This window comes from Marmoricola sp. URHB0036, from assembly GCF_000426045.1.
GTDB lineage: Bacteria > Actinomycetota > Actinomycetes > Propionibacteriales > Nocardioidaceae > Marmoricola.
Genome location: NZ_KE384490.1, coordinates 602903 through 615876 on the forward strand (window position 1 = coordinate 602903; position 12974 = coordinate 615876).

The 12974-nt window shown below is 70.8% G+C and carries 13 protein-coding genes; 11 read left to right on the forward strand and 2 right to left on the reverse strand.

Annotated features, from left to right (window positions below; genetic code table 11):
• Position 1: 1 nt before the first annotated feature.
• Both rimO and pgsA read left to right on the forward strand, forming a co-directional pair.
• Positions 2 to 1444 carry a 30S ribosomal protein S12 methylthiotransferase RimO gene (rimO, locus tag H976_RS0123085; RefSeq protein WP_051277394.1) on the forward strand — a complete coding sequence of 481 codons (1443 nt, stop codon included), beginning with the start codon at positions 2 to 4 and terminating at the stop codon, positions 1442 to 1444.
• Positions 1441 to 2082 (forward strand): CDP-diacylglycerol--glycerol-3-phosphate 3-phosphatidyltransferase, encoded by a 642-nt coding sequence (pgsA, locus tag H976_RS0123090; RefSeq protein ID WP_027863445.1) that lies wholly within the window; start codon positions 1441 to 1443, stop codon positions 2080 to 2082. Before rimO ends, pgsA begins: the two co-directional genes overlap by 4 nt.
• 100 nt (positions 2083 to 2182) lie before the next feature.
• On the opposite strand, the gene H976_RS0123095 is transcribed toward pgsA, so the two are convergent.
• Positions 2183 to 2731, reverse strand: coding sequence for a CGNR zinc finger domain-containing protein (locus H976_RS0123095; RefSeq protein ID WP_027863446.1), 549 nt, complete (start codon positions 2729 to 2731; stop codon positions 2183 to 2185).
• 73 nt (positions 2732 to 2804) lie between these two features.
• On the opposite strand from H976_RS0123095, the gene H976_RS28245 reads away from it, so the two are divergent.
• Positions 2805 to 3923, forward strand: a complete 1119-nt coding sequence (locus H976_RS28245; RefSeq protein ID WP_081683136.1) for a DMT family transporter — start codon at positions 2805 to 2807, stop codon at positions 3921 to 3923.
• Between the two features lie 781 nt (positions 3924 to 4704).
• Here the strand turns inward: H976_RS28245 and H976_RS28250 are convergent.
• On the reverse strand, positions 4705 to 6495 hold the full coding sequence (locus H976_RS28250) for a glycoside hydrolase family 15 protein (RefSeq protein ID WP_036227699.1): 1791 nt from the start codon (positions 6493 to 6495) through the stop codon (positions 4705 to 4707).
• Between the two features lie 75 nt (positions 6496 to 6570).
• On the opposite strand from H976_RS28250, the gene H976_RS0123120 reads away from it, so the two are divergent.
• From H976_RS0123120 to H976_RS28260, 8 genes are all read left to right on the forward strand, one after another.
• Positions 6571 to 7026 (forward strand): CinA family protein, encoded by a 456-nt coding sequence (locus H976_RS0123120; protein ID WP_027863448.1) that lies wholly within the window; start codon positions 6571 to 6573, stop codon positions 7024 to 7026.
• Positions 7019 to 7912 carry a hypothetical protein gene (locus H976_RS0123125; RefSeq protein WP_027863449.1) on the forward strand — a complete coding sequence of 298 codons (894 nt, stop codon included), beginning with the start codon at positions 7019 to 7021 and terminating at the stop codon, positions 7910 to 7912. The genes H976_RS0123120 and H976_RS0123125 overlap by 8 nt, the downstream gene beginning before the upstream one ends.
• Positions 7913 to 7985: 73 nt before the next feature.
• Positions 7986 to 8810, forward strand: a complete 825-nt coding sequence (locus tag H976_RS0123130; RefSeq protein WP_027863450.1) for an ABC transporter permease — start codon at positions 7986 to 7988, stop codon at positions 8808 to 8810.
• On the forward strand, positions 8798 to 9604 hold the full coding sequence (locus H976_RS31045) for an ABC transporter ATP-binding protein (RefSeq protein WP_155918663.1): 807 nt from the start codon (positions 8798 to 8800) through the stop codon (positions 9602 to 9604). The genes H976_RS0123130 and H976_RS31045 overlap by 13 nt, the downstream gene beginning before the upstream one ends.
• Entirely contained in the window at positions 9601 to 10626 is a 1026-nt protein-coding gene (locus H976_RS0123140; RefSeq protein WP_027863451.1) for an ABC transporter substrate-binding protein, read from the forward strand. Before H976_RS31045 ends, H976_RS0123140 begins: the two co-directional genes overlap by 4 nt.
• Positions 10627 to 10644: 18 nt before the next feature.
• Positions 10645 to 11814, forward strand: coding sequence for an LLM class flavin-dependent oxidoreductase (locus H976_RS0123145; protein WP_027863452.1), 1170 nt, complete (start codon positions 10645 to 10647; stop codon positions 11812 to 11814).
• A 54-nt stretch (positions 11815 to 11868) separates the two neighbouring features.
• Positions 11869 to 12474 carry a DinB family protein gene (locus tag H976_RS0123150; RefSeq protein ID WP_231389028.1) on the forward strand — a complete coding sequence of 202 codons (606 nt, stop codon included), beginning with the start codon at positions 11869 to 11871 and terminating at the stop codon, positions 12472 to 12474.
• Positions 12455 to 12937, forward strand: a complete 483-nt coding sequence (locus H976_RS28260; protein ID WP_051277396.1) for a DinB family protein — start codon at positions 12455 to 12457, stop codon at positions 12935 to 12937. The genes H976_RS0123150 and H976_RS28260 overlap by 20 nt, the downstream gene beginning before the upstream one ends.
• Positions 12938 to 12974: the final 37 nt, after the last annotated feature.

Here is a 12974-nt window from a genome sequence, read left to right on the forward strand (position 1 = left end):
CATGACTACTGCGAAGACTTTCCCCCAGCGCCCTGCCTCCCCGCTGACCACCGTCGCGATGGTGACGCTGGGCTGCGCGCGCAACGAGGTCGACTCCGAGGAGCTCGCGGGTCGGCTGGAGGCGGGCGGGTTCCGCCTCGTGGAGGACCCCGAGGACGCCGAGACGGTCGTGGTGAACACCTGCGGGTTCGTCGAGGCGGCCAAGAAGGACTCGGTCGACACGCTGCTGGCGGCGGCCGACCTCAAGGACTCGGGCAAGGCCCAGGCGGTGGTGGCCGTGGGCTGCCTGGCCGAGCGGTACGGCGCCGAGCTGGCCACCTCGTTGCCGGAGGCCGATGCGGTGCTCGGCTTCGACGACTACCCCGACATCGCCGGCAAGCTGCGCTCGATCCTCGCCGGCGAGACCCAGCACCCGCACACACCCCAGGACCGTCGTCGGCTGCTGCCGATCTCCCCGGCCGATCGGGCCGATGCTCCGGCGTACCAACCCGGGCACGGCGAGCGGCGACGCCTCGACGCCGGTCCGATGGCACCGCTGAAGCTCGCGTCCGGCTGCGACCGGCGCTGCACCTTCTGCGCGATCCCGGCCTTCCGTGGCTCGTTCGTGTCGCGACGGCCCTCCGACGTGCTGGCCGAGGCCCGCTGGCTGGCCGGTCAGGGGGCGCGTGAGCTGTTCCTGGTCTCGGAGAACTCCACGTCCTACGGCAAGGACCTCGGCGACCTGCGCCTGCTGGAGACGATGCTGCCCGAGCTGGCCGCGGTCGACGGGGTCGAACGGGTGCGGGTGTCCTACCTCCAGCCTGCCGAGACCCGGCCGGGCCTGGTGACCGCGATCGCCTCGACACCGGGCGTGGCGGCGTACTTCGACCTGTCCTTCCAGCACGCCTCCCACCCGGTGCTACGTCGGATGCGCCGGTTCGGGGACGCCGAAGCCTTTCTCGGGCTGCTCGACCAGGCGCGGGCGCAGGCTCCCCAAGCGGGTGCCCGGTCGAACTTCATCGTCGGCTTCCCGGGCGAGACCGAGGAGGACCTCGAGATCCTCTGCGACTTCCTCTCGGCGGCCCGGCTGGACGCGATCGGGGTGTTCGGCTACTCCGACGAGGACGGCACCGAGGCCGAGAAGTTCGAGGGCAAGCTCGACGAGGACGAGATCGCCGACCGGCTGGCCCATGTCACCGCGCTCGCCGAGGAGCTGACCGCGCAGCGGGCCGAGGAGCGCATCGGCGAGCAGGTCACCGTGCTCGTGGAGACGGTCGAGGGTGGTCCGGACGGCTACGTCGAGGGGCGTGCCGCCCACCAGGGTCCCGAGGTCGACGGCTCGACGGTGCTGGAGGGCCTGACCGGGCCTGTGGCGGTCGGTGACATGATTCAGGCGGTGGTGGTCGGTTCCGAGGGAGTCGACCTGGTCGCCCGTCAGGTCACCGTTGCGGAGGAGGGTCGATGAGCCAGTCCGACATCTCTCCGCAGGTCAGCAACTGGAACGTGCCCAACGCGCTCACCACGCTGCGGATCGTGATGGTGCCGTTCTTCGGCTGGGCCCTGCTCTACGACGGCGGTCACCACCTCGGCTGGCGCTGGGTGGCGTGGCTGCTGTTCTGCCTGGCGATGATCACCGACAAGGTCGACGGCGACCTCGCCCGCAAGCACAACCTGGTCACCAACTTCGGCAAGATCGCCGACCCGATCGCGGACAAGGCCATCACCGGCATGGCGTTCATCGGGCTCGCGATCATCGCGGACTTCATGCCGGCCTGGCTGTGGTGGACCATCACCGTGGTCGTGCTGCTGCGCGAGTGGGCAGTGACCATCGCCCGGCTCTCGATCGCCAAGGACATCGTGATGCCGGCCAAGCAGAGCGGCAAGGTCAAGACGGCCACGCAGGCCCTGGCGCTCGGCGGTTTCGTGGCCCCGTTCGGGCTGCTGACCGGCGTCTGGGAGGTCCCGGGCGACATCATCTGGTGGCTCTCGGCAGTCGCGATGGCGATCGCCGTACTGCTGACCCTCACGTCCGGCTGGGAGTTCGCGCGCGACGTCGTACGTCATCGCAGCGGGGAGCCGGCCACCGCGCCCACCGACGCCTGAGTCGCAAACCGGGCGGGGCTGGCGGGTAGTTCTGGACGCGGAGGGCCGAAGTATCGCCCTTCCGGGGGCAGTTTCCCCGGGCGCCCGGGGAAACCGCGGCCTACTCCGCCCGCAGCCGGTCCCGGTACGCGCGGACGTTCTCCCGGTTGCCGCAGCCGTCCTCGCAGAACCGCTTGGAGCGGTTGCGGGACAGGTCGAGCACGACGTTGTCGCAGTCGTCGGCGGCGCAGTTCTTGAGGCGGTCGAGCTCGGCGGTGCGGATCACGTCGGTGAAGGCCATCGCGGCCTCGACCAGCATCCGGGTGGCCAGCGGCGCCTCCTGGGGTACGGCGTGGATGTGCCAGCCGATGTCGTCGTGGTCGACGAGCTGGGGGAGTGCGTGGGAGTCGCGGAGCACCTCGTTGACCGCGGCCACGAGCTCGTCCTCCGGCAGTCGCCACAGGGTCCGTAGCCGCGGGCGCAGGGACCGTACGGCGTCCAGCTCGGCCCGGTCGCCGGTCCGGCTGCCCGACCAGCCGGTCTCGTCGAGGAAGGTGACCAGTGCCTCCTCGGTGAGCAGCGTGTCCTGCCCGGAACCGTCGCCGGGATCGGTGTTCACCAGCGCCGCTGCGGCCGCCAACGCACTCTCTGTGTCATGGGCAAAAGTCACGTTGACTCCTGACAGGTCATGCTCCTAGAGTAACCGGTGTACTCCACTTTTACTCCTGACAGGCGGTGAGACGGTGTCCACGAGGACCACGAGTGCCGGAATCCTGGTCGCGCTGGTCTCGGCCGCCACCTTCGCCACGTCCGGGCCGTTCGCCAAGTCGCTGCTGACAACGGGGTGGACTCCTGGCTCGGTGGTCTTCCTGCGGATCGCGGTAGCCGCGGTGGTGCTGCTGGTGCCGACCGTACGTGCCCTCCGCGGCCGTTGGCACCTGGTGCGGCGCGAGTGGGGGCAGGTCGTCGCCTTCGGGCTGCTGGCCGTGGCGCTGCCGCAGGTCTCCTTCTTCTACGCCGTCGGCCACCTGTCGGTCGGTGTGGCGCTGATGCTGGAGTACCTCGGCCTCGTCCTGGTGGTCATCTGGCAGTCGGCGGTGGGTCGGCGCCTGCCCGGCCCCGCCACCACCCTCGGGGTGCTGCTGGCGCTGGTCGGGCTCGCCCTCGTCCTCGATGCCCTCTCAATCTGGCAGAGCGGTGGAGTCCGCATCGACGGGATCGGCGTGGCCTGGGGCCTGCTCGCGGCGGTCGGCCTCGCGTCGTACTTCCTGATGTCGGGTCGCACCCACGACACCGCCTTGCCGCCGCTCGCGCTGGCCGGTGGGGGTCTCGTGGTCGGTGCGCTGGCGTTCGCTGCGCTGGGCGCGACCGGCGTGCTGCCCATGGAGTTCCACGCCTACCCGGCCCAGCTGAACGGTTTCTCGTTCCCCTGGTGGGCGGCGGTGCTCGAGCTCGGCGTGATCGCTGGGGCGACGCCGTACGTCACCGGGATCACCGCGACGCGGGTGCTGGGGTCCAAGCTGGCCTCGTTCGTCGGCCTCTCGGAGGTCCTGTTCACGGTGCTGCTCGCGTGGCTGCTGCTGGGCGAGCTGCCGCGGGCGATCCAGCTGGTCGGCGGCCTCTTCATCCTGGCGGGCGTGGCCGTCGTACGCGCAGAAGAGTCCCGCCCGGTCCGGATCGGCGGGCGGGACTCGTCTGACGCAGGTTCAGCGACTGAAGCGAACCTGGCGGTCGCCGTACCGCTGCGTGGCCAGGTCCCGATAGTGGCGGACGATCGGGTCCAGGGCGACGGCGTCGACGTCTCTGCGGCGGAGGACCACCGAGGTGTCGTTGGGGCGGTGGAGCAGCAGAGCCCACTGTGAGCTGCGCGGCTCGCCGACGACGTCGACGGGCTGCAGGCCGTCGGCGAGGTCGAAGCGCTCGCTGCCACTGCTGTTGCGGACGGTGAGGATCGAGCCGCGGAGGCTGACCACCTGCGGGGTGCTGGCGATCAGCAGCGCCCACAGGGCGACGACCACGCCGATGCCGATGACCACGGAGATGAACTCGTCGGACCCGCGGGTCTCGGCGTAGCGCAGCCCGAGGGCCGAGGTGCCGGCAACGGCGAACAGGAGCATGGCGGCGGCGAAGATGCGAGGGCCGTGGCTGGCCTTCCACTGCACGCTGTTGGGCAGTCCGGCGGGCCGCGCGGCGGGCGTCACCTGCGGTGCCCGCTCGGGCTCCTCGGTGGCAGCAGCGGCCTGGGGCACCTCGGTGGCCTCGACCGCCTCGATGCTCTCGGACACGTCGACGGTCTCGGGCACGTCGGTGGCCTCGACCTCGATGCTCTCGTGGGTCGGCACCTTCTGGGTCGGGATCAGAGGCTGCTCCGCAGGCAGCTTGTGCTTGCCCGCGGTGGCCTGGTCCTCGGAGAGCAGCTCGGTGAGCTTGGAGAAGGTGCCCGTGACACCACTCATCACACCCTTGGCTGCTCCGGTTTCGCCCCTGTGTCGCATGTCGTTGTCCCCCGTGTGTGTTGCTTGTTCCCCACCGTTTCCGATCGGTTGGACAAGCATGTAACCAGCTCGGGCAGATAGGGACATTTGCCCGTTAAATCGGAGTTCACGGACTAGACCGGTCGTCCCTTAAGTCGGCATTGTCGTATCAGGGGGTGAGCGTCGATTCTCGGGCTCGTTCGATGTTCATCGCGGCGCCGACCAGGGCCAGGTGCGAGAAGGCCTGCGGGAAGTTCCCGACCATCCGCTTCTCGTGCACGTCGTACTCCTCGCTGAGCAGCCCGACGTCGTTGGTCAGGCCCATCAGGCGGTCCATCAGCGCGTTGGCGTCGTCGATCCGGCCGGCCAGGGCGTACGCCGAGACCAGCCAGAACGAGCAGGCCAGGAACGGGTGCTCGCCGCCCTCGAGCCCGTCGACCCCGCTCGAGGTGCGGTAGCGCATCAGCAGCCCGCCGCGCATCAGGTCCTCCTCGACGGCCTTGATCGTGCCCACCATCTTCGGGTCGTCGCCCTTGATGAACCGGACCATCGGCAGCACCAGCAGGGAGGCGTCGACCTCGCGGGTGTCGTAGTGCTGGGTGAAGGTGTTGCGCTCGGCGTCGTAGCCGTGCGTCATGATCTCCTCGCGCACCTGGTCGCGGACCGCCCGCCACTCGTCCACCGGGCCGTGCAGGCCGTGCTCCTCGACCCCCTCGATCGCCCGGTCGAAGGCGGCCCACACCATCACCCGACTGTGCGTGAAGCGCCGCTGCTCGCCGCGGATCTCCCACAGGCCGTTGTCGGGGCGGCGCCAGTCCTCGGCCAGCTCGTTGACCAGGGTGCGCTGCAGGCTCCAGCTGTCCCGGGTCTCCGCGACTCCGTTGTTGCGAGCCATCGACAGCGCGCACATGACCTCGCCGAGCACGTCGGTCTGGCGCTGCGTGACGGCGCCGTTGCCGATGCGCACGGGTCGTGAGTCCGCATAGCCGGCCAGGTGCTCGAGCTCGCGCTCGGGGAGGTGGCGTCCGCCCTCGACGGTGTACATGACCTGCATGTCGTCCGGGTCGCCGGCGATCGCGCGCAGCAGCCAGTCGCGCCAGTGGTGGGCGGCGTCGTCACGACCGGCGGCAAGCAACGACTCCAGGGTCAGCGCCGCGTCGCGCAGCCAGCAGTAGCGGTAGTCCCAGTTGCGCTCGCCGCCGAAGTCCTCGGGCAGCGAGGTGGTCGGGGCCGCGACGATGCCGCCGGTGTCGACGTGCGTCAGCCCGCGCAGCGTGACCAGGCTGCGCACGACCTGGCGGCGCCAGGGCCCGGAGTAGCGACAGGCGTCGGCCCACGTCTGCTGCTCGCCGAGGGTCCACTCGAGCCGGGCGTCGATGTCGATGGGGCCGGGCATCTTCCGGTACGACGGGATCCAGGTCAGCGTGAAGTCCAGCCGGTCGCCCTCGACGGCGTCGAAGGTCTCCTCGTGGCGCCCGTCGACCGCCGAGGGCAGACGCGGCCCGGTGAGGATGAGCTTGTCCGGCCCGGCGGTGGCGATGATCGCCGGTTCGCCGTCGACGTGCTCACGGTGCACCCAGGGGCGGACCTTGCCGTAGTCGTAGCGCACCACCCAGCTGTGCCGGATCGACACCGTGCCCTTGATCCCCTCGACGCGGCGTACGACGTCGGCACGGCGGTCGCCGGTCGGCATCACGTCGGTGATCCGGACCTGCCCGGTGTCGGTGGTGTACGTCGTCTCGAGGACGGCTGTGTCACCGACGTACCGGCGGGTGGCCGTGTGCTTGCCGGACGGACCGAGCAGCCAGTGACCGTTCTCGTCGCTGCCGAGCAGCCCGGCGAAGCACGCGGGGGAGTCGAACTGGGGCAGGCACAGCCAGTCGATGGACCCGTCGATGCCGATCAGTGCGGCGGTGTGCCCGTCCCCGATGGCGGCGTAGTCCTCGATCGGCAGCGGCATGAACGCAGGCTAGCGACCGGCGGGTCGCGGCGCCGAGCCTCGCGCCCGCGGATGGGACGGCGCTAGCGTCGGTCCATGACCGACCCGGCTCTGGTGCACGCGGCGCTCCTCGAGCGTGGCCTGACCGTCGGGTGCGCCGAGTCGCTCACCGGTGGCGAGCTGGCCGCGATGCTCAGTGCCACGCCGGGGGCGTCGGGGACCTTCGTCGGCGGCGTGGTCAGCTACTCGACCGAGGTGAAGCGTCGGCTGCTCTCCGTCACGGCTGCCGAGGTGGTGTCCGGCGAGTGCGCCGTGCAGATGGCTGCCGGAGCCCGCGACCTGCTGGAGGTCGACTGGGCAGTGTCCACGACCGGGGTCGCCGGGCCGGACCTCCAGGAGGGCCGGCCGGTGGGCACGGTGTTCGTCGGGCTGGCGAGCAGTGACACGGCCCGCTTCGTGCGGCTCGACCTGGACGGGGACCGGGACGCGATCCGGTCCGGGGCGTGCGCCGGGGCGCTCGACCTGCTGCTCGCGGAGGTGACCCGTGGATGAGCTCACGGCGATCGCCGACGCGTTGTACGCCGGGTCGCCCGAGGACTTCACCGATGCCCGCAACCGCGCCGCCAAGGACGTCGGCGACAAGGACCTCGCTGCCCAGATCAAGAAGCTCAAGAAGCCGTCGGTGGCCGCCTGGGCGGTCAACCTGCTCGTCCGCCGGGAGAGCGAGCAGATCGACTCGGTCCTCGGACTCGCCGGCCAGCTGCGGGCCGCGGCGGAGGCGCTCGACGGTGACGAGCTGCGTGCCCTGACGCGGCAACGGCGCCAGCTCACCACCGCACTGGCCTCCTCGGCACGGTCCCTGGCCCGCGATGCCGGGGTGCGACTCACCGGACCGGTCGTCGACCAGGTCGAGGGGATGCTCACCGCGGCGATGCTGGACGAGGTCGCCGCCCAGGTCGTGCGCACCGGTCGGGTGGTCACCGCGTTCACCTCCACCGGCGTCTCCGACCTCGACGTGGCCGGTGTCGTCGCCGTCCCGGAGTCGCTGGAGGTGCAGGCGACCCCCGTTGCTGGCCCGGTGGCGGGCGAGGCCGAGGAGTCCGAGCCGGTGGCGCTGCACGTCGTACCCGACGGGGGAGCGAAGCTCGCGGCCGCGGAGGACGCCCTCGAGGAGGCCGGCCGGCACGTCACCGACGCGGAGCGGGAGCTGGCGGAGGCCGAGGCCGTGGTCGAGGAGCTCAATGCGCGCCGACTGCAGCTCCAGGGTGACGCCGACGAGCTCCGGCGGCGGCTGGCCGCGATCGAGGACGACGTCGACCAGGTCGACGAGGACCTCGAGGAGGCGGAGGACACCCGGGACGACGCCCAGGTGGTGCTGGCCGAGGCCCGTCGCTCGCAGGCAGCTGCCGAGGAGGACGTGGCCCGGCTCCGCACGTGACATGACTCACGACACGCCAATTGTCTACTGAACAACTTGAATTAGTAGGTTTATCTCGCCAGAGTGGCGCGACATGAGCGCTCTCGTGGCATCTCGGCCGAATTCGGCGCCTTCGTCCCCGGGTCGGGGGACCACCAGGCGATCGGCGGCCTCGCGGCTCTCGTGGCTGCGGCGCTGGGTCAGCCCGCTCGCCATCGTGCTGGTCTGGCAGCTGCTCTCCGATGCGGGCGTGATCCCCGAGGACAAGATCGCCAGCCCGGCCCAGATCGGCGCCACCGCCTGGCAGCTGACCAAGGACGGCACCCTCGGCGACGCCACCCTGGTCTCGGTGCAGCGCGTGCTGGCCGGGTTCGCCGTCGGAGCCGTCATCGGACTGGTGCTCGCGGTCGTGGCCGGCGTCAGCCGCATCGGCGAGGACACCGTGGACCCACCGATGCAGATGCTGCGCACGTTGCCGCACTTCGGCCTGATCCCCCTCTTCATCGTCTGGATGGGGATCGGCGAGGCACCGAAGATCGCCCTGATCGCCATGGGCGTCGCCTTCCCGCTCTACCTGAACACCTTCTCCGGCATCCGCAGCATCGACCGCCGGATGACCGAGGCCGCCGTGACCATGGGTCTGACCAGGCGACAACGGCTCCGGCACGTGGTGATTCCGGGGGCCCTGCCCCAGGCGCTCGTCGGGCTGCGACAGAGCCTTGGCGTCGCGTGGCTCTCGCTGATCGTCGCGGAGACGGTGAGTGCCGACTCCGGGCTCGGCTACATGATCAACCACGCCCGCGAGTTCCTGCAGACCGACGTGATCGTCGTCGGGCTCGCCGTCTACAGCATCCTCGGCCTCGCCACCGACTCCCTTGTCCGCCTGATCGAGAGGAGGGCGCTGGCATGGCGCTCCTGACGACCCGACCCAAGACCGGCCCCAACGGCTCCGAGTCCCGCCGCTCGGTGGGCGACACCGTGGCCGAGGTCCGCGGCCATCACCGCTCCTTCGGCAGCACGCACGTGCTCCGCGGCGCCGACCTGACCGTACGGCGAGGCGAGTTCGTCGCCCTGCTCGGCCGGAGCGGCTCGGGCAAGTCGACCCTCCTGCGCAGCCTGGCCGGCCTCGACCCCTCACCGAAGGGCGAGGTCTCCGTCACCGGGCGCACCTCGGTGGCCTTCCAGGAGCCGCGCCTGCTGCCCTGGCGCACCGTCGAGCGCAACGTCGAGCTGGCGCTGCTCAACACCGTGCGCGACGCCAGTCGCAGCGAAAAGGTCCGGGGCGCGCTGGCCGAGGTGAGCCTGACCGAGAAGACCGACGTGTGGCCCGGTTCGCTGTCCGGTGGCCAGGCCCAGCGGGTGTCCCTCGCGCGAGCGTTGGTGAGCGAGCCGGACCTGCTCCTGCTCGACGAGCCGTTCAGCGCCCTCGACGCACTCACGCGCATCGAGATGCACGCGCTGGTGACCCAGCTCTGGGAGCGGCACCAGCCCGCGATCCTGCTCGTCACCCACGACGTGGACGAGGCGATCGCGCTGGCCGACCGCGTCCTCGTGCTCGACCAGGGGCGGATCGCCCGGGAGTGGCAGGTCCCGCTCCGTCGTACCTCCCGCAGCCCGGAGCACCACCAGATCGCGCAGCTGCGCGACGAGGTGCTCGGCGCCCTCGGCGTCACGCCCACGAATGCCCACCACCAGGAGACCGGAGCAGCATGAAGTTCTTCCCCACGCACCGCCCACTCGTCGGCCCACTCGTCGCGACGGTGGTGGCGATCGTCGCCTCCGCCTCGTTGAGCGGCTGCGGCGGCGAGTCCGCCAACGCCGCGGCCGTCCGCGACGACGGCAGCGTCGACCTGTCCAAGGTGACCCTCACCGTCGGTGACCAGAAGGGCGGCTCCAAGGCGCTGCTGGCGGCCGCGGGTGCGCTCGACACCATCCCTTACAGGATCAAGTGGAAGTCGTTCACGTCCGGCCCGCCGCTGCTCGAGGCACTCAACGCCGGCGCCATCGACATCGGCGGGGTCGGCAACACACCGCCGCTGTTCGCGGCCGCCGCGAAGAGCAAGATCGAGGTCGTCTCCGGCGCCACCATGGGCGCCAAGGGCGACACGATCGTGGTGCCCAAGGACTCGCCCATCACGAGCGTGGCCGACCTGAAGGGCAAGAAGGTCGCGGTCGCCGAGGGCAGCTCGGCCAACTACAACCTGCTGGCCCAGCTGGCCAGAGCCGGACTCAGCTACAAGGACATCGATGTCAAGGCGCTGCAGCCCGCCGATGCCCTGGCGGCGTTCACCAACAAGCACGTGGACGCCTGGGCGATCTGGGATCCCTACACCTCCCAGGCTGAGCTGGAGGCCAAGGCCCGCATCCTCGTCGACGGCTCCGGGCTGGTGAACGGGATGACCTTCCAGGCCGCCAACCCCGACGCCCTCGACGACAAGGCGACGAGTGCGGCGATCAAGGACTACGTCAGCCGGATCGCGAAGGCGCAGGTCTGGAGCAACACCCACCGCGACGCGTGGGCGAAGGTCTGGGCCGAGGAGACCGGTCTGTCCGATGCCGTGACCAGGCGCGCTGTCGACCGTCGTACGGCGACACCGACGCCGATCAACAGCGACGTCACCTCCTCCGAGCAGGAGATGGCCGATGCCTTCGTCAAGGCGGGCCTGCTCCCGAAGGAGTTCGACGTCTCGAAGTTCTTCACCGACGACTACAACAGCTCGGTCCCCACGGCCTGAGTGGGAACGGAGATCCTCATGGGCATCAAGCTGCACTGGTTCCTGCCGACCACCGGCGACGCGCGCAGCCTCGTCGGAGGCGGTCACAGCGTCCCGCAGGGCATCGGACGACCGGCCGACGGACTCGGCACGGCGAACGTGTTCCGTGAGCCCGACATCGACTACCTCGCGAGCATCGCCCGCACCGCCGACCAGCTCGGCTACGAGGGCGTGCTGACGCCGACCGGCACGTGGTGCGAGGACGCCTGGCTGGTGACGTCGGCGCTGATCCGGGAGACGCGCAACCTGAAGTTCTTGGTGGCCTTCCGTCCGGGCGTCACCTCGCCGACCCTGTCGGCCCAGATGGCCGCCGCGTTCCAGCGCATCTCCAACGGGCGGCTGCTCCTCAACGTGGTGACGGGCGGTGAGCCGACCGAGCAGAAGCGCTTCGGCGACCACCTCTCGAAGGCCGAGCGCTACGCGCGCACCGACGAGTTCCTCTCGGTGGTGCGCGGTGCCTGGACCCAGGGGCCCTTCGACTTCGACGGTGAGCACTTCCAGGTCGAGGGGGCCCAGGTGCGCGGCACCCTCGACCCGATCCCGGACATCTACTTCGGCGGCTCCTCGGCTCCCGCCGGCCCGGTCGCCGCCAAGCACGCCGACGTCTACCTGACCTGGGGCGAGCCGCTCGCGCAGGTCGAGGAGAAGCTCGACTGGATCCGTGGGCTGGCCCGGCAGCAGGGCCGGGACATCCGGTTCGGTCTGCGGATCCACACGCTCTCCCGCGACACCAGCGAGCGCGCCTGGCAGGAGGCCCAGTGGCTGCTGGACGGCCTCGACCCGGCCACGATCGAGAAGGCGCAAGAGGCCCTGGCGGCGAGCGAGTCCACCGGCCAGGCCCGGATGCGCGAGCTGCACGGTGGCCGCTCCACGTTCGCCTCGGCCCACGACCTCGAGATCGCGCCCAACCTCTGGTCCGGCGTCGGCCTGGTGCGAGGCGGGGCCGGTACGGCGCTGGTCGGCTCGCACCAGGAGGTGGCCGACCGGCTCGAGGAGTACCACCGCATCGGCATCGACGAGTTCATCCTGTCCGGCTACCCGCACGTCGAGGAGGCGTACTGGTTCGCCGAGGGGGTCAAGCCGATCCTGCGCGCCAAGGGCATCCTCGGGGACGACGTACGACCCGGCCGGAGGCTCGCCTCCGCCTGACCTGCCGGAGAAACGGGAGCGACGGGTGTCGGTGGGCCGTTCTAGGGTCGGTGCATGACCTCCTCGGACGGCACCGACCACGCCCATCCCACGATGATCGACCTGCTGCTGCGCTACCTCCAGCGCGAGCGCGAAAACCTGCTCGGCGCGCTCGACGGGCTCAGCGACTACGACGTGCGCCGGCCGATGACGCCGACCGGCACCAGCCTGCTCGGTCTGGTCAAGCACGTCGCGACGGTCGAGCTCGGCTACTTCGGGGAGTGCGTGGGACGCCCCTGGCCCGAGCCGATCGCGTGGGACAACGAGCCGGCCTTCGACGCGGGTGAGGACATGTACGCACTGGCCGACGAGTCCCGCGAGATGCTCGTCGACCTCTACCGCCGGTCGTGGGCCTTCTCCGACCAGAACATCCGCGAGCTCGGGCTCGACGCCCGGGCCGACGTGCCGTGGTGGCCCGGGGACCGCAGCCCCACGACTCTCGGCTACCTCGTGGTGCACATGCTCTCCGAGACCGCCCATCACGCCGGCCACGCCGACATCGTGCGCGAGTCGATCGACGGGCGCGGCGGGCGCGACCGCGACGACGTCGGCGACGAGGAGCACTGGACCGCGTTCGTGGCGAAGATCCAGGCCGCGGCCGATGCCCACCGACCTGGCTGACGCACTCCTGGGCCGGCTCCAGCGGGAGCGCGAGCACCTCGTCGCGACTCTCGACGGCCTCAGTGAGTACGACGTACGCCGCCCGATGACACCGAGCGGGACCAGCCTGCTCGGCCTGGTCAAGCACGTCGCCAGCGTCGAGCTCGGCTACCTCGGCGATTCGCTCGGTCGGCCGCACGGGATCGAGCTCACCTGGACCCAGGAGGAGGCCTTCGAGAGCGCCGACATGTGGGCGAGGGCGGACGCGTCGCGCGAGTGGTTGCTCGGCGTCTACCGGCAGTCGTGGGCGCACGCCGACGCGTCCTTGCGCAGCCTCGGGCTGCAGGCCCAGGCCAGCGTCTCGTGGTGGTCCGCTGACGACCGACGCACGACCGTCGGCCACCTCGTCGTGCGGATGCTCGCGGAAACGGCCCATCACGCCGGCCACGCCGACCTGGTGCGGCAGGCGGTCGTGGCGCGCTGACGTGCGCGCAGATCGGTCGCGCGACCGATGTGGTCGC